Annotated in this window: 16 protein-coding genes and 1 pseudogene; 7 read left to right on the top strand and 10 right to left on the bottom strand. The window is 54.2% G+C overall.

Going from position 1 to position 16,477, the window contains the following annotated elements:
* Positions 1-85 precede the first annotated feature (85 nt).
* Positions 86-925, top strand: a complete 840-nt coding sequence (gene proI / locus T260_RS134345) for a pyrroline-5-carboxylate reductase ProI (protein ID WP_031212331.1) — start codon at positions 86-88, stop codon at positions 923-925.
* 140 nt (positions 926-1,065) lie between these two features.
* Positions 1,066-2,088 (top strand): NADPH dehydrogenase NamA, encoded by a 1,023-nt coding sequence (gene namA, locus T260_RS134350; RefSeq protein ID WP_011231814.1) that lies wholly within the window; start codon positions 1,066-1,068, stop codon positions 2,086-2,088.
* On the opposite strand, the gene rnz is transcribed toward namA, so the two are convergent.
* Positions 2,085-3,008: a ribonuclease Z gene (rnz, locus tag T260_RS134355; protein ID WP_015375332.1), complete on the bottom strand. Its 924-nt coding sequence runs from the start codon at positions 3,006-3,008 to the stop codon at positions 2,085-2,087. The genes namA and rnz overlap by 4 nt on opposite strands.
* Before the next feature lie 228 nt (positions 3,009-3,236).
* Here rnz and zwf point away from each other — a divergent pair, with 228 nt between their 5' ends.
* From zwf to T260_RS134370, 3 genes are all read left to right on the top strand, one after another.
* Positions 3,237-4,730: a glucose-6-phosphate dehydrogenase gene (gene zwf / locus T260_RS134360; protein ID WP_011231816.1), complete on the top strand. Its 1,494-nt coding sequence runs from the start codon at positions 3,237-3,239 to the stop codon at positions 4,728-4,730.
* Positions 4,731-4,829: 99 nt separating this feature from the next.
* A complete protein-coding gene (locus tag T260_RS134365; RefSeq protein WP_011231817.1) occupies positions 4,830-5,447 on the top strand; it encodes a cyclase family protein in 618 nt (205 codons plus the stop codon).
* Positions 5,448-5,664: 217 nt separating this feature from the next.
* Positions 5,665-5,976, top strand: a complete 312-nt coding sequence (locus tag T260_RS134370) for an AbrB/MazE/SpoVT family DNA-binding domain-containing protein (RefSeq protein ID WP_023633516.1) — start codon at positions 5,665-5,667, stop codon at positions 5,974-5,976.
* 85 nt (positions 5,977-6,061) lie between these two features.
* Here the strand turns inward: T260_RS134370 and T260_RS134375 are convergent, their stop codons facing one another.
* The 3 genes from T260_RS134375 to T260_RS134380 all read right to left on the bottom strand — a co-directional run bounded on the left by T260_RS134375 (position 6,062) and on the right by T260_RS134380 (position 9,606).
* Positions 6,062-7,429: a glycoside hydrolase family 1 protein gene (locus T260_RS134375; RefSeq protein WP_023633515.1), complete on the bottom strand. Its 1,368-nt coding sequence runs from the start codon at positions 7,427-7,429 to the stop codon at positions 6,062-6,064.
* Positions 7,430-7,642: 213 nt separating this feature from the next.
* Positions 7,643-7,792, bottom strand: coding sequence for a zinc ribbon domain-containing protein (locus T260_RS1000000138555; RefSeq protein WP_075261432.1), 150 nt, complete (start codon positions 7,790-7,792; stop codon positions 7,643-7,645).
* A gap of 185 nt (positions 7,793-7,977) precedes the next feature.
* Positions 7,978-9,606, bottom strand: coding sequence for a YncE family protein (locus T260_RS134380; RefSeq protein ID WP_223812584.1), 1,629 nt, complete (start codon positions 9,604-9,606; stop codon positions 7,978-7,980).
* 511 nt (positions 9,607-10,117) lie between these two features.
* Between T260_RS134380 and T260_RS1000000140725 the strand changes: the two are divergent.
* A pseudogene (locus T260_RS1000000140725) lies at positions 10,118-10,258 on the top strand (response regulator); the annotation flags it as partial.
* 68 nt (positions 10,259-10,326) lie between these two features.
* Here T260_RS1000000140725 and gnd read toward each other — a convergent pair.
* From gnd to mce, 6 genes are all read right to left on the bottom strand, one after another.
* Positions 10,327-11,736: an NADP-dependent phosphogluconate dehydrogenase gene (gene gnd, locus T260_RS134390; protein ID WP_023633514.1), complete on the bottom strand. Its 1,410-nt coding sequence runs from the start codon at positions 11,734-11,736 to the stop codon at positions 10,327-10,329.
* 161 nt (positions 11,737-11,897) lie between these two features.
* Positions 11,898-12,089, bottom strand: coding sequence for a hypothetical protein (locus T260_RS134395; protein ID WP_012820645.1), 192 nt, complete (start codon positions 12,087-12,089; stop codon positions 11,898-11,900).
* Positions 12,090-12,171: 82 nt separating this feature from the next.
* A complete protein-coding gene (locus T260_RS134400; protein ID WP_023633513.1) occupies positions 12,172-12,657 on the bottom strand; it encodes a chemotaxis protein CheW in 486 nt (161 codons plus the stop codon).
* A gap of 117 nt (positions 12,658-12,774) precedes the next feature.
* A complete protein-coding gene (locus T260_RS134405) occupies positions 12,775-13,899 on the bottom strand; it encodes a tripeptidase T (protein ID WP_023633512.1) in 1,125 nt (374 codons plus the stop codon).
* Between the two features lie 258 nt (positions 13,900-14,157).
* Positions 14,158-15,708, bottom strand: coding sequence for an acyl-CoA carboxylase subunit beta (locus T260_RS134410; RefSeq protein ID WP_021322087.1), 1,551 nt, complete (start codon positions 15,706-15,708; stop codon positions 14,158-14,160).
* Entirely contained in the window at positions 15,705-16,130 is a 426-nt protein-coding gene (gene mce / locus T260_RS0119745) for a methylmalonyl-CoA epimerase (protein WP_025038880.1), read from the bottom strand. Before mce ends, T260_RS134410 begins: the two co-directional genes overlap by 4 nt.
* Before the next feature lie 213 nt (positions 16,131-16,343).
* Between mce and prli42 the strand changes: the two genes are divergently transcribed.
* Positions 16,344-16,436 (top strand): stressosome-associated protein Prli42, encoded by a 93-nt coding sequence (gene prli42, locus T260_RS1000000139745; protein WP_012820630.1) that lies wholly within the window; start codon positions 16,344-16,346, stop codon positions 16,434-16,436.
* The last annotated feature ends 41 nt before the right edge of the window (positions 16,437-16,477 follow it).

The following is a 16,477-nucleotide window of genomic DNA, read 5'->3' as shown; positions in this document are numbered from 1 at the left end:
CGGAAACGAAGGTTTTCCGTCCTTTTGCAGGACGGGAAACCTTTTTCTTTTGGATGGATACACCAAGGCAAGGAGGAGTGGAATGATGAACAACGAACGAACGATCGCGCTCATCGGCGCCGGCTCGATGGCGGAAGCGCTCATCGCCGGCATGACGAAAGCGTTTTGCCATCCGGCGCACATTGTCGTCGCCAACCGACAAAACCGCGCTCGGCTCGAGGAGCTGGCGCGCCAATACGGTGTTTGCACGGCGGGTTGCGCGCAAGAAGCCGTCAAACAAGCGGATATCGTCATTTTGGCGATGAAGCCGAAAGACGTCGTCGAAGCGATGAACGCCATCGCACCGACCCTCCGCGCCCATCAGCTCATTCTTTCACTGCTCGCCGGCATCACGACCGAGACGATCGAACGGCTCGCCGGACGCAACATCCCTGTCGTGCGCGCCATGCCAAACACATCCGCCGCCGTCGGCTTATCAGCGACCGCGATCGCCGGCGGCCGCTTCGCCGCGAAAGAACATCTTGAGGTCGCCAAACAGCTGTTTGAAACGGTCGGCATCGTCGCTGTTGTGCCGGAGAAGGACTTGCATGCGGTCACCGGCCTGTCCGGGAGCGGTCCGGCGTATGTGTATTACTTGGTCGAAGCGATGGAAAAAGCGGCGGCCGACATCGGCCTTGAGCGAGGTGTCGCCAAACGGCTCATTTTGCAAACGATCATCGGCGCAGCCGAGATGCTAAAAGCGTCCGACAAGCACCCATCCGTCCTGCGCCGTGAAGTCACGAGCCCAGGCGGCACGACCGAAGCCGGCATTGGCGTGCTTGAGCAATACCGGTTCCAAGAAGCGGTCATCGCCTGCATCCGCCGGGCGACGGCCCGCTCCGAAGAGCTCGGCAGCGCTCTTCTCGCTGCCATCGCCGAAGCGTAAAGAGCGGACCTCCGGAGCGCGCCGCTCCTTTTCCCGCCTAGCCCGAACACGGCGACAATCCGTTTTATTTTGTTTTTGATAAGCAGCGTGCTATCATTCAGTAATGAACCATTCATTGGCCTAGAAAGGAGCTGCTTGTCATGAACACGATGCTGTTTTCGCCGTATACAATCCGCGGGCTGACGCTGAAAAACCGAATTGTCATGTCGCCGATGTGCATGTATTCGTGCGACACGAAAGACGGCGCCGTACGCACGTGGCATAAAATCCACTACCCGGCTCGCGCTGTCGGCCAAGTCGGCTTGATTATCGTTGAAGCGACCGGCGTGACGCCGCAAGGTCGCATTTCTGAACGCGACTTAGGCATTTGGAGCGATGACCATATCGCCGGGCTTCGCGAACTCGTTGGGCTTGTGAAAGAGCATGGGGCGGCCATCGGCATCCAGCTTGCCCATGCGGGGAGAAAATCGCAAGTGCCGGGAGAGATCATCGCTCCGTCAGCCGTCCCGTTTGATGATTCGTCGCCGACGCCAAAAGAAATGACGAAAGCCGACATTGAAGAAACGGTGCAAGCGTTCCAAAACGGCGCACGGCGCGCGAAGGAAGCCGGCTTTGACGTCATTGAAATCCATGCCGCCCACGGCTACCTCATTAACGAATTTTTATCGCCGCTCTCCAACCGGCGCCAAGACGAGTACGGCGGCTCTCCGGAAAACCGTTACCGTTTCTTGGGCGAGGTGATCGACGCTGTCCGCGAGGTGTGGGACGGACCGCTTTTTGTCCGCATCTCGGCGTCCGACTACCATCCGGACGGGCTGACGGCCAAAGACTATGTCCCATACGCCAAGCGGATGAAAGAACAAGGAGTCGACCTCGTCGATGTCAGCTCCGGCGCTATTGTTCCGGCGCGCATGAACGTCTATCCCGGCTACCAAGTGCCATTTGCCGAACTGATCCGCCGTGAAGCAGACATCCCGACCGGCGCTGTCGGCCTCATTACGTCCGGCTGGCAAGCGGAAGAAATTTTGCAAAACGGCCGCGCCGATCTCGTCTTTTTGGGGCGCGAGCTGCTGCGCAACCCGTATTGGCCATACGCCGCGGCGAGAGAGCTGGGCGCAAAAATCTCGGCGCCCGTCCAATATGAGCGCGGCTGGCGGTTTTAACCGCGCGGGATCGAAAACGAGGCGAAATCAACGGCGAGCTCGGTGTTCGGAAACACGCTGCGCGCCTCGGCGACGAGCTGCAGCGCCGCCTCACCTTGGTAGCGAGAGCTGATATGGGTCAAAATAAGCCGCTTCGCCCCGGCCCGCCTCGCCACCTCGGCTGCGTCTGTGGTCGTGGAATGGAAATAGTCATGGGCCAGCCGCTGTTCCGCCGCGGCAAACGTCGCCTCGTGGACGACGACATCGGCATCGCGGGCGAGTTCAATCGCCGCTTCGCAAAAACGGGTGTCGCCCAACACGGCGACGATTCTCCCCTTTTGCGGCGGCCCGACAAATTCGCGCCCGTCGATGACCGTGCCGTCATCCAGCACGACCGTTTTTCCTTGCTTAATTTCTTGATAAATCGGGCCGGGGCGGACGCCGAGTGCTTGCAATCGCTCGACCAAGAGCGGGCCGGGCAAATCTTTTTCAACGACGCGGAAACCGTATGACGGCATGCCGTGATCGAGCCGTTTGGCGATGACGGAAAACCGTTCATCGTCAAAAATGACGCCCTCATCGATCTCCACAATGTTCAGTTCATAGCGGAGCTTTGTCCCGCTGACGGCAAGGGCCGTTTCGACAAACGCGCGAATGCCTTTTGGGCCGAAAACCGTAAGCGGCGTCTCGCCGCTTTGAAACGAACGGCTGCCTAGCAGTCCAGGCAATCCGAACAAATGGTCGCCATGCAAGTGCGTAATAAAAATATGCTCGATGCGGCGCGGGCGAATGGCGGTATGCAAAATTTGATGCTGCGTCGCTTCGCCGCAGTCAAACAGCCATGTCGCCCCGCGTTCGCCAAGCAGCTGCAGGGCGACGGACGATACGTTGCGCTCTTTGGCCGGCACGCCGGCACCCGTGCCTAAAAACAACAGTTCCAACGCGCTTCACTCCTTTTTCTCGCTCAACATTGCCTGTTGTTAGCGTACCAATGTCAAAACGGCTTTTCAACTTTCTTTTGCGCTCAAAAACGCCGGGTTGGCGCCCGGCTCTTTCATGAACATAAACGCTTTCCCGCCGGAAAGCAACAAAGTGTTTGCGTTCCGACCGGCAAACCTCTACAATGGTTTCATTGAAGAGACAAATTTGGTTAAAGCGAGGTACATACGGTGGACAACATGAATCCGAAATCGATCATCGTCATTTTCGGAGCGACGGGAGATTTGGCGAAACGGAAACTGTTTCCGTCCCTTTACCGCCTGTATGAAAAAGGGCATTTGAACGAGCAATTCGCTGTCGTCGGCGTCGCGCGCCGCCCGTTGTCGGCCGACGAGTTCCGGAACTATGTGCGCGACTCGGTCGAAACGGCGTTTCACCAAAAGCTCGCCGACGGCCGATTCACCTCCCATTTCTATTACCATCCGTTCGACGTGACGGAAGCCGAGTCGTACCAGCGCTTAAAGTCGCTCCTCGAACAGCTCGACGGCACATACAAGACCGAAGGCAACCGCATCTTTTATTTGGCGATGGCGCCGGAATTTTTCGGCACCGTTACTTCCCGCTTGCAGTCGGAAGGATTGACGGAAACGCACGGCTTTAAGCGGCTCGTCATCGAAAAGCCGTTCGGGCATGACTTGGCGAGCGCCGAGAAGCTGAATGACGAGATTCGCCGCGTCTTTTCCGAGCGGGAAATCTACCGGATCGACCATTACCTCGGCAAAGAAATGGTGCAAAACATCGAGGTCATCCGCTTTTCAAACGCCATTTTCGAGCCGCTTTGGAACAACCGGTTCATCGCCAACATTCAAATCACATCGAGCGAAACGCTCGGCGTCGAAGACCGCGGCCGCTACTACGACCATTCCGGGGCGCTGCGCGACATGGTGCAAAACCATATGCTGCAAATGGTCGCTCTGTTGGCGATGGAACCGCCGATCAAATTAACGACCGATGACATCCGCCATGAAAAAGTGAAAGTGTTGCGCGCCTTGCGCCCGATTGCGCACGATGAAGTCGACCGCTATTTCGTGCGCGGCCAATACGGGCGCGGGGTGATCCACGGCAAAAACGTGCCGGCGTATCGCGAGGAGCCGAACGTCGATCCGGACTCGAACACGGAAACGTTCGTCGCTGGAAAACTCCTGATCGACAACTTCCGTTGGGCTGGCGTGCCGTTTTACATTCGCACCGGCAAACGGATGGCGGAAAAATCGACGAAAATCGTCGTCCAATTTAAAGATGTACCGATGAACTTGTATTACCGGACGAATGAGACGATCGCCCCGAACTTGCTCGTCATCCACATCCAGCCGGACGAAGGGATCACCCTTCATTTAAACGGCAAAAAAACCGGGGAATCGACGACCATAACAGCTCCATTTCAACTCGACTATTGCAACAACTGCATCGATGGGATCAACACGCCGGAAGCGTACGAAAAGCTGCTGTACGACTGCATGCGCGGCGACGCGACAAACTTCACCCATTGGGATGAGGTAGCAGCGTCATGGCAGTTTGTCGACCCAATTTCTGAGGTGTGGGCGAACACAAAAGCTTCCGACTTTCCGAACTACGCGGCTGGCTCCATGGGCCCGGCGGCCGCGGACGAGCTGCTCAAAAAAGACGGCTTCCACTGGTGGCCGATCGAGCATCCGCGTTCGTAAAGACGCGATGGCCCGCCTGTTGCGCCTATCGCGTCCTCTTTGACAAACCAACATGGGGCGCTTGCCCCTTTATCCCTCATGCAAAGGAGCGAATGAACGATGAAGGTGTATGACGTCACCGCCCCGATTTACGAGGGCATGCCCGTGTATAAAAACAAACCAGAAAAACAGCCGAAACGCACAACGATCACCAACGGTTATGTGACCGAATCGCGCATTGACATGGACGTGCACACCGGCACGCACATTGACGCGCCCCTCCATATGGTCGAAGGCGGGGCGACGTTTGAAACGATTCCATTGAACGACCTCGTCGGCCCGTGCAAGCTGTTCGATTTGACGCATGTCAACGACCGGATCACGAAAGACGACATCGCGCATCTTGACATTCAAGAAGGCGACTTTGTGTTGTTCAAAACGAAAAATTCGTTCGAAGACGCGTTCCATTTCGAGTTTATTTTCGTCGCCGAAGACGCGGCCCGTTATTTGGCCGACAAACAAATCCGCGGCGTCGGCATCGACGCCCTTGGCATCGAACGGGCGCAGGAAGGCCACCCGACTCATAAAACGCTGTTTTCGGCCGGTGTCATCATCATCGAAGGGCTGCGGCTGAAAGACGTCCCCGAAGGACGCTATTTCATGGTCGCCGCTCCGCTCAAACTCGTCGGCACCGACGCCGCCCCGGCGCGCGTCTTGCTGTTTGACCGCGAGCCGTAAAAACAGTCGGCCCCTTGATGGGACCGATTTTTTTCATTCTCATTCAAGAAGACCCCATGTCTATGTGTGAACGGGGCAAGAGGGCGTTCAACGTCCGTTCTCATATCGTTGCTGACCACACATGTTTCTTGCTGGACAAAAAATCATACGATTTTTAATGATTGATTCAACACAAACATAAGTATAAAAAGCGTTCTCGAAAGGAGTGAACGCATCGATGGAGAAGGGGAATGTTTCTGCTCAACCATCGCCTATCGTCATGAAAGCGACAAGCAAACTGTCTAGCCGAGGGCAAGTGGTCATTCCTGCTGAAATCAGGAAAACATTAGGCCTTGCTGAAGGCGACGATTTTACGTTTATTGTAAATGAAGATGGGGAAATCAAAGTGGAAGTCACGAAGAAATATCGCTTGTCACAATTAATCGGCATTCTCAAAACCAATCAGCCGTTCCGCCCCGTTGAGGAAATCCGAGATGAAGTATATCGTACGATGGGAGCAAAAGAATTGAAAGACGGGGAGGAAAACTAAGTGGCTCGCAAATATTTGAAACGATTGAACATTCGCCACGATCGTCCAAAGAACTGGTGAAAAGGCGGGGCTTCCCCGCCTCTTTTTACAGCTCTTCCCCGTTCGTGCGAATGACGCGCTGGAACCAATAAAAACTTTTTTTCTTATAGCGCTTCAAATCGCGCAAGTTCTCGTCGTCGCGGTTGACGAAAATGACGCCGTAGCGCTTGCGCATCTCCCCTTGCGAGCTTAATAGATCCGTCGCCCCCCACATCAAATAGCCGATCACCTCGACCCCTTCTTCCATGGCCATCTTCATTTGTTCGATATGGCGGCGCAGATAGTCGATCCGCTCGTCATCGTCGACCGTGCCGTTCTCATTCAGCTCCTCCTCAAGCCCGATGCCGTTTTCGGTGATGAAAATCGGCATTTCGTAACGGGCGTACACGTCTTTTAAGGCAATCCGCAAACCGATCGGATCGATCGCCCAGCCCCATTTCGTCTTTGGCAAATAGGGATTCGGTTCAAGCCCTTTGATGATCCGCTCATCCTGTTCCTGATGGCGGACGATTTGGCTTTGATAGTAGCTGAACGACAAAAAGTCGACCGTCTGCGAACGGAGCAACTCCTCATCCCCCGCTTCGAGCGGCAGGCAGATTCCTTTTTTCTCAAGCTGATTCGTCACATAACGCGGATAGGCGCCGCGGGCGAACACATCAAAGAAGAAATCAATGAACAGCTCTTTCGCCTGCACGTTCGCCAAAGCGTCTTCCGGCCGGCATGTCGCCGGATACATCGTCAAATACGTCACCATCCCGCCGATCTTCGCCTCGGGAGCGATTTCGCGCAGCGCCTTCACGGCTTTCGCGTGGGCGATGAACACATTATGACAGACGCGGTAGGCAAACGCTTCCGGGTCTTCGTCTTCCGGGCAGATCGCCCCCCATAAATGCGGTTGTTCGAGCACTAAATTTTGTTCGTTGAACGTCAGCCAATAGTTCACTTTCCCGCGGTAACGCTCAAATACGGTGCGCGCGTACCGCTCAAACAAGTCGACGACCTTTCGCGAGGCAAAGCCGTTGTATTTCTTGGCCAACGCCAGCGGCAAATCAAAATGGTACAGCGTAATGACCGGCTCGATGCCGTTCGCTCTCAATTCATCAAACACGGCGTCATAAAACGCCAAGCCCGCTTCATTCGGCTCCCCTTCCCCGTCCGGAAAAATGCGCGTCCAAGCGATGCTCGTCCGGTAGGCGGTAAAGCCGAGCTCCTTGAACAAAGCGATGTCTTCTTTGTAGCGATGGTAAAAATCGACCGCCACTTTCCAATCGGAATGCCCTTTTGGAATCGGGCGCGCATCAACGATCGACAGCCCTTTGCCGCCTTCGTTCCACGCCCCTTCCGTCTGGAACGACGTCACCGCCCCGCCCCATAAAAAGTCGTCGGGGATGATCGATTTACGCTGTTGTGACATGGAAAGACCCTCCTATCTGTGAACAGACGTGTTTAAGTGATTGAACGCCTTGGAAAATTCACCCTTGGGCATCATCCTCATTATGACATATTTGCTTCTTTTTGAACGCTCTCCCACCTACGCTCACGCTTAGAGGTGGGAGATTCTTGAACACCCGCCCTAAGGCAGGCTTGTCAACCAAGCCATCCCCGTGCGTCCCACGGTTTAGTGGTCTTACCAAAACAGCAAACGAAGCCCTTCCTGCAAAATAGTTCGGGCGGCGTTATGGTCCCGGTCATGTTCGGCTCCGCCGTTTGGGCACATCCACTGACGGATGTCGAGCGATTTCACCTCAACCTGCCGATGCCCGCAACACGAGCACAATTGTCAAGAGGGAGATCGATGGCGAATAACGATTCATCCCCCACTTACGCTCACGCGTGGAAGTGGGGGGTCTTCTCGGTTTAGGATGATAAAACTAGACGGGCGGAGGTACGAGCCCGTCTAGACGTTGTGAAAACTGTTTCATGCGCTTTGGAGAAGCACCAACGCTCCCAGCAATGGCAATTTTATTGAGACAGTTTTTGCTTAATCAAATAATGGTTCGTAGCCACTTTTCGATACGTGAAGATCATTCCATCATCTCCAGCCGTTGCGAGCAACGCTTCAGATGACAAATCGGCGATTTTCGTTCCTGTTGCCCGGTTATAAATGGCACGGCTGGTGATGATATATTGACGGCTCGCCGCCCGCAGCGGCTCCGGAAATTCAGCGGCCACCAATGCGCCGGGCTGGGCTGGATTGATGCGCGCCTTTCCGTAAAAAATCTCCCCGCCGTTCATAAAAAAGGCATCATCCCCTCCAGGGAAGGACAATAGTTGCGAAACATGCCAATCGGAAAGCCGCACCGCATACAGATCATGATCCGATGTTCCTTCCTGTCCGACATACAATACATTTTGTTTTTCGTCATACCCAATCAACGGATTGATGAATACCTTTGGGATTCGCCATTGTTTTTTCGTCTTCATATCATAAACGGCAATCGATCCCGTCAACGTGCGGCTATTGTCCGTGAAGAAAATTTTCCCGTCCCCGATCGCCAATGAACGCGGAGCAGCGATCAGCGGCACCGTTCCAAGAAACTGCATTGTTTTGGCGTCGTAAATCGCCATTTTCGTCGCTCCCGATAGCGCAACATACACCTTGCCGCCATCAATTTTTACATCCGTCGGCTGCGGTCCGGGATGAATTTCTTTCACCATTTTCATGTCGCTGGCGCGAATGACAAACAGTTTGCTGTCTTCGGCGGACAACACATACAACCATCCGGTCGACGAATCATAAGCCAAATGGGAAATGGGGACATTGGTGAAAGCATAATGGGACGATCGAACATAATAGCTCTCATCGGCCGGCAATGGATATTTATAAATTCGATTTTCCCCTTCTTTGATCAAATACAAATTGTACTTTGCATCCATCAACGCATAGTTCGTCGGGAATGGAAGCGCGTTTATCTTAGCAGAGGTGTAACGGTCATACACCGCCTTATTTGTCACCACATAGGCCCCTTGAACATCTAAAACGGGGCCGTTATAACAGTCGTGCACCATGTTGATATTTCCGGCATCAATGCGCCTTCCCGCAAAAAACACATCGCTTCCGTCAACGATGAGCGGATGGGTGGGAGCGCTACCTCTCGGCCCTTGATACGAAACTCGCTTCACCACCTTCAAATCGAACAGGCGCAATACCGCTAAATCAGGAATGGAAACATTGCGGCCGATGAAGGCTAGACCTCTCTTCTCATCGAAAAACAACGTATTTTCCTCTGAAAAAACAGAAAAAAAGTTAGGATCAGCAATCAGCCGGCTTGTTTGGCGTTTCGCCGCCAAATCCCACATGTACATCTCATACGTCGTCTTCCCGCGCCCGTACTGCTTTCCGAAAGTTACGATTTTGTTGCCTAATAGGCCAAACGGCAATCCGTTATACGGGGCTCGTTGAATCAGCCGTTTCGTTTTGACGTCAAAAACGTCTATCGATGTTTCAGACGGCACATACAGCTTCCCGTCCCGCAAAAGAAGAGTGACCGACCGCTGGGCATATTTCCGCCATAAAGCGCTGTATGCCCGCAGAGAAACGGGTTCCTGCTTTTTGATCGACAATGTGCTCGCTTCAATAAATAATAACATCCCCTTTTCCGTGAGCGCATAAATATACCCATTTTGATCATCCATGACCCAATCGAGCACGCGCCCAGGAAGCTGTTGCGTACGCGGTCCCGCCGCTTCCGCTTTAGCGGAAGGAAAAACATGGAAAAGACAGATAAACAAGAAGAGACAAAATAAAAAACCTTTCCTAAATGTTGTTCCCATTCCAATCCCCCGTCAAACGATGATTGCTAATTCCTATACATTCCTTGCGCATAGCATAGCTCAAACAATCGAGCACCGACATTTGACCATTCCTTATCCATCCTCAATATCCATGATAGCCCACCGTTGATCATCACTTCAAGCTCTTTTTGCCATACGCACCCCGTTCGGCCGCATACACCAACTGCCGCCGATCACGAACAGCGGCCATCGCTTTGCTGTCTAATACATTTTCATGCTTTCCATTTTGAACCTCCTTTCCCCCGAACGGTCAAACAAATATAATGAAAACGGAGCTCCCAATAGAAACAAGTGGGGTGAGGCAAAGTTGAACATTTTGCTCATTGAAGATGATGTGACGTTGTTTCAAGAAATCAAAGCACGTTTGGAACAATGGTCGTACGACGTTTGCGGCATCCGCGATTTCGGCCGTGTGATGGAAGAGTTTTCTGCTTGCAAGCCGCACTTGGGGAAGCTTTCGTTTCATCAAGCACCAAAAAACCCTTAGAACCGCCTTCGGCTCTAAGGGTTTTTCGCTTATTTCAACCATTCCGTATGGAAAATGCCTTCTTTGTCGACGCGTTCGTACGTGTGGGCGCCGAAGTAGTCGCGCTGCGCTTGGATTAAGTTGGCTGGGAGCACCGCGGTGCGGTAGCTGTCGTAATAGGCGAGGGCGCTTGCGAATCCTGGCACTGGAATGCCGCGCATCGCCGCGGTGGCGACGATTTCGCGGAGCGCGTCTTGGTAGCGTTCGACAATGTCTTTGAAATACGGATCCAAGAGCAAGTTCGAAAGCGCCGGATCGCGGTCGTACGCCTCTTTAATTTTTTGCAAAAATTGCGCGCGGATGATGCAGCCGCCGCGGAAGATCATGGCGATGTCGCCATAGCGCAAGTTCCAGTTGTATTCCTCAGAAGCCGCCTTCATTTGCGCAAATCCTTGGGCGTACGAGCAAATTTTGCTCATATAAAGCGCGCGGCGCACGGCTTCGATGAAGTGGCCGCGGTCGTCTTCAAACGGCTTCACCGCTGGGCCTGCCAGCACTTTGCTTGCTTTCACGCGCTCGTCTTTCATCGCCGAGATGAAACGGGCGAACACCGATTCCGTGATGATCGGCAGCGGCACGCCCAAATCGAGGGCGTTTTGGCTCGTCCATTTGCCCGTCCCTTTTTGCCCAGCTTTGTCCAAAATGACATCAACAAGCGGCTTGCCTGTTTCTTCATCGATTTTCGTGAAAATGTCGGCCGTAATTTCAATCAAGTAGCTGTTCAATTCGCCTTTGTTCCAGTCGGCAAACACTTCGTGCAGCTCTGCAGCATCCATGCCGAGCACATGTTTGAGCAGGAAGTACGCTTCAGCGATCAGCTGCATGTCGCCGTATTCAATGCCGTTATGCACCATTTTGACATAATGCCCCGCGCCGTCCGGACCGATGTACGTCGTGCACGGCTCGCCGTCGACTTTCGCAGCGATGGCTTCAAAAATCGGGCGCACGAGCTCATGCGCTTCTTTTTGCCCACCCGGCATGATCGACGGGCCTTTCAGCGCCCCTTCCTCACCGCCGGAGACCCCTGTGCCGATAAAGTGAATGCCGAGTTCAGCGAGTTCTTTATTGCGGCGTTGCGTATCCTTAAAATACGTATTGCCGCCGTCAATTACAATATCGCCTTTCTCCAAATGCGGCTTCAGCTGTTCGATCGTCGCGTCCGTCGGCGCTCCCGCTTTCACCATCAGCAAAATTTTCCGCGGTTTTTCCAAGGCGTTGACGAATTCTTCGATGCTGTATGTACCGACAATGTTTTTTCCTTTCGCTTCTTGCAAAAACTCGTCCGTTTTTTCGCGCGAACGGTTGTATACCGCCACTGAATAGCCTTTGCTTTCAATGTTCAACGCCAAGTTTTTCCCCATGACCGCCAGTCCGATGACGCCGATTTGCTGTTTCGCCATTGTCCAACGTCCCTTTCCGTTTTGGTTTGTTCATCAAACAACATACCATACGTTTACGCTTGCCTGCAAGTTTTTCTAAACCGATTTATGAACGAGTCTGCACGACGGATTTGTTTGCCATTTTCATATTGAAAATGAAAGGGGCGCAACGCCCCTCATGCTTAGTAGCCTCCATAGTGCGGGAAGCCGTATGGGGAAAACGGATAGTGGCCATCATACATCCCGTATGGAAAATGGTGATAGCCGCCGTAGCCCCCGTGCCAATAAGGATAGTAGCCATACGGATAGTGGCCGTAGCCGCCAAAGTACGGCGGATAAAAGCCGCCCGGATACGGGCCAAACGGTCGAACCATGGAATGCGCCTCCTCTTCATGAGTTGAAGTTCATTTCCATGATTAGGATATGCGCGGAAGAAAAAACGGTATAGGCAAACACCTATACCGTCTCTCCTGCCCGGACAGCGGCTTGGGCAGCGGCCACCTGCTCGCGAATCTCCTCTGCCTCGTCCAAATGGGCAAACAAGACGCGCGGGTCAAGCACGGTCAACAGCCGGTCGGCTTGCGCCGCCATCCCGACTACATACGGCGTGCGCTCCGCGGACATCAGTTGAAGCGGTTTAATGGCCTCAGGCTCAATATCGGCGATCTCTTTCGCCTCATCGACGATAAACGCGACCGACAAGCCATCCACAGCGGCGACAATGAAGCGTGTCTGATCCGTTTCCTCAATCGCTCTTCCGTACAACAATTCCCGCATATCAAGCACTGGCACGAGCTCGCCGCGGATGCGCACGACGCCGGCCATATAGTCCGGCATATGCGGAACGGCGGTCGGCTCTGTCATTTTTTCAATCGAGACGACATACGCGATCGAAACGGCGTACTGTTCCCGCTCAACGCGAAAGATGACATATTTGTCCATTCCCCAGCCCTCTCTTCTTCAACATCTTGCCTTTGCTTTTTTTATCGGCAGCTTTCATCCTATTTTCAGCGCGAATGTTCCCCGCTCGAGAAAAAGAGCATCCAGCCTCGGGGATGCTCACTCGGCATTGGCGACTTCTTCGACAATGGCGATGACCATTTCCGTCAGTTTGACCAACTCTTCAATCGGCATCCGCTCGTTCGTCGTATGGATCTCTTCATAGCCGACAGCGAGGTTGACCGTCGGAATGCCGAAGCCGGCGATGATATTGGCATCGCTGCCGCCGCCGCTTCGCTCGAGCTTGCACGGCCGTCCGATTTTCGCCGCCGCCCGTTTGGCGATTTCCACGACATGGTCGCCGTCGCTGAACTTAAAGCCCGGGTACATCACTTCCACTTCGACATCGGCGCGGCCGCCCATTTCCGCGGCGACCGTTTCAAACGCCTCTTTCATTTTCGCCACTTGCGCTTCCATTTTTTCCGGGACAAGCGAGCGGGCTTCCGCTAAAATATCGACGCGGTCGCAGACGATGTTCGTTTGCGTGCCGCCTTCAAAGCGGCCGATGTTGGCCGTTGTTTCCTCGTCGATGCGGCCGAGCGGCATTTTCGCGATCGCTTTCGCCGCAATCGTAATGGCGGACACCCCTTTTTCAGGCGCCACACCGGCATGAGCGGTTTTGCCGTGCACAACCACTTTCAGCTTCGCCTGCGTCGGGGCGGCGACGACGATGTTGCCGACTTTGCCGTCGCTGTCCAAGGCATAGCCGTATTTCGCTTGGATGAGCGACGGATCGAGCGCCTTCGCCCCGACAAGCCCCGACTCTTCTCCGACGGTGATGATAAACTGGATCACGCCGTGCGGGATGTTTTGCTCTTTCAACACCCGAATCGCTTCCAACATCGCCGCCAAGCCCGCTTTATCATCCGCGCCTAAAATCGTCGTCCCGTCGGTGACGACATAGCCGTCTTGAATCGATGGCTTCACGCCTTTGCCCGGCACGACCGTATCCATATGCGACGTGAAATAAATCGGATCCACCCCGTCTTTCGTCGCCGCGAGCGTGCAAATCAAATTGCCGGCGCCGTGCCCGGTTTTCGCGGCGGCATCGTCTTCGATCACCTCAAGGCCGAGCGCTTCAAACTTTTGTTTGAGCACGTTGGCGATTTCCCCTTCATGCTTCGTTTCTGAATCGATTTGCACGAGTTCCAAAAATTCGTCGACAAGACGCTGTTCATTGACCATAACTTTCTTCCTCCTGCTTATGTATTCCACCTTAAGTATACCGAAATGTTCCGCCAAGAGCCAAACCGGACGCCGGAACGATCGGCACGCACAGCGCTGACAGCCACGTTCGCAATGCGCCAGCGCGAGCTCCCGGGTTCGACAGACGAAAAAATCCGTAAGCAATGGGAGACATAGCAGCGGAATGAGCCTGATGGACGCGAATCCGTATGCGAAAATAGAGGCCAAGCAACAAAACGGGGCCCCTTGACCCCGTTTTTACAGCGGAATATTGCCATGCTTTTTCTTCGGCCGCTCCTCGTGCTTGTTTCGAAGCATCTCGAGCGCCTGAATGAGCTTGATTCTCGTATCGCGCGGGTCGATGACGTCATCGATCATGCCGTATTTGGCGGCGACATACGGATTGGCGAATTTCTCGCGGTATTCGGCAATTTTTTGCGCCCGCGTTTCTTCCGGATTCGGACTTTTTTCAATTTCGCTCGCGAAAATGATGTTCGCCGCCCCTTGCGGCCCCATGACGGCCACTTCGGCGTTCGGCCACGCATAGACGACATCGGCGCCGATCGATTTGCTGTTTAAGGCGACGTACGCGCCGCCGTACGCTTTCCGCAAAATGACCGTAATTTTCGGCACCGTTGCTTCCGAGTAGGCGTACAAAATTTTCGCCCCATGGCGGATGATGCCGCCGTGCTCCTGCTTGACGCCCGGGAAAAAGCCGGTGACGTCCTCAAACGTAATGATCGGGATGTTGAACGAATCGCAAAAACGGATAAAACGCGCCGCCTTGTCGGACGAATCAATGTCAAGCCCGCCGGCCATAAACTTCGGCTGGTTGCACACAAGCCCCACCACTTCGCCTTTGATGCGGGCAAAGCCGATCACGATGTTTTTGGCGAAATCTTTTTGCACTTCCAGAAACGATCCGTCATCGACGACGTGGGCGATGACGTGGCGCACATCGTACGGGCGGACGGCGTCAATCGGCACGACATCGGCCAAATCGGGGCGGTAGTCGTCCCCGTCCGGAATCGGGCCAAACGGCGGCTTTTCGTTATTGTTTGACGGCAAATAGCCAAGCAGCCGCCGCACCTCGGCGAGCGCTTCCTCTTCATTCGCCGCCGCAAAATGAGCGTTGCCGCTGATCGTGTTGTGCACGCGGGCGCCGCCTAAATCTTCGGCGCTGATTTTCTCCCCGGTCACCGCTTCAATCACTTTCGGACCGGTGATGAACATTTGGCTCGTTTTTTCGACCATGAACACAAAATCCGTGATGGCCGGCGAATAGACGGCCCCGCCGGCGCACGGCCCCATAATGACGGAAATTTGCGGGATGACGCCGGAATAAATGGCGTTGCGGTAAAAAATGTGCCCGTACCCGTCAAGCGACAAGACCCCTTCTTGAATGCGGGCGCCGCCCGAATCGTTCAAGCCGATGACCGGCGCCCCGGTTTTCGCCGCCAAATCCATGATGTTCGTGATTTTTTTCGCGTGCATTTCCCCAAGCGCCCCGCCGAAGACGGTGAAATCTTGCGAGAACACAAATACGGTGCGTCCATTGATCTTCCCGTAGCCGGTGACGACCCCATCGCCCGGCCCCTTCTTTTCGCCAAGTCCAAAATCGGTGCAGCGGTGCTCGATGAACGGATTGAGCTCGACAAACGTCCCTTCGTCCAACAGCAAATCAATCCGCTCGCGCGCCGTCAGCTTCCCTTTCGCGTGCTGCTGTTCGATTTTCTCATCGCCGCCGCCCAGTTCAATCTCACGCCGGCGGTCATACAGTTCGTTGATTTTATCGTACATGTCGCTCATTGGTGTCCCTCCGTTCGGTTCGTCCGTTCACAAAGTTCGTACAACACGCCGCCGGTCGATTTCGGGTGCATGAAGGCCACCCACGCCCCGCCGGCGCCGCGTTTTGGCGCATCTTGAATCATGCGGATGCCATGCTCCTTCAGCTCACGGATGCGCTCGGTGATGTCTTCAACCCCAAGCGCCACATGATGAATCCCTTCGCCGCGCTTCTCGATAAATTTCGCCACCGCGCTCTCTGGCGACAGCGGCTCAAGAAGTTCAATTTTCGCCTCTCCAGCCTGCAAAAACGCCACTTTCACCTGCTCCGACTCGACTTCCTCGATGCCGAGAAACGGCAGGCCGAGCACATCTGTATAAAACGGAAGCGCTTTCTCGATCGAGCGGACGGCAATGCCGATATGGTCCACTTTTTTCACCTGCATCGTCTTGGTCTCCTTTGCTGCAAAATGATGAGGCCAACATTTTATTATTCGCCGTTTCGACAAAAAATCCTGCTTTTTTTGTTTTTCTTTGTCTGCGCAACGGTCAAGCCATGGAGCGGTCCGTTTCATCTCTCATCCTGCTTTTTTCCTTGTCCGCTCCGCTGTTTGCCGTTACAATAAACGTAGAACAGCGGACGGAAGGAGGACGGACCGTTGTCGCGCAAAACGCAAAAATTCGTGGTTTACTTGATGCTCATTTGCATGCTGCTGACGACGCTCCTCGCCGGCATCAGCATGTGGTTTTAAGCGCGATCCGGCGTAAAAAACGCAAGCTCCGAAACCGGAAG

Origin of the sequence: Geobacillus thermopakistaniensis (genome assembly GCF_000498995.1) — a bacterium.
In the GTDB taxonomy this organism is placed as follows: Bacteria; Bacillota; Bacilli; order Bacillales; family Anoxybacillaceae; genus Geobacillus; species Geobacillus thermoleovorans.
The sequence above is the reverse complement of the archived record's forward strand: the minus strand, read 5'-3'. Positions and strand labels throughout refer to the sequence as shown.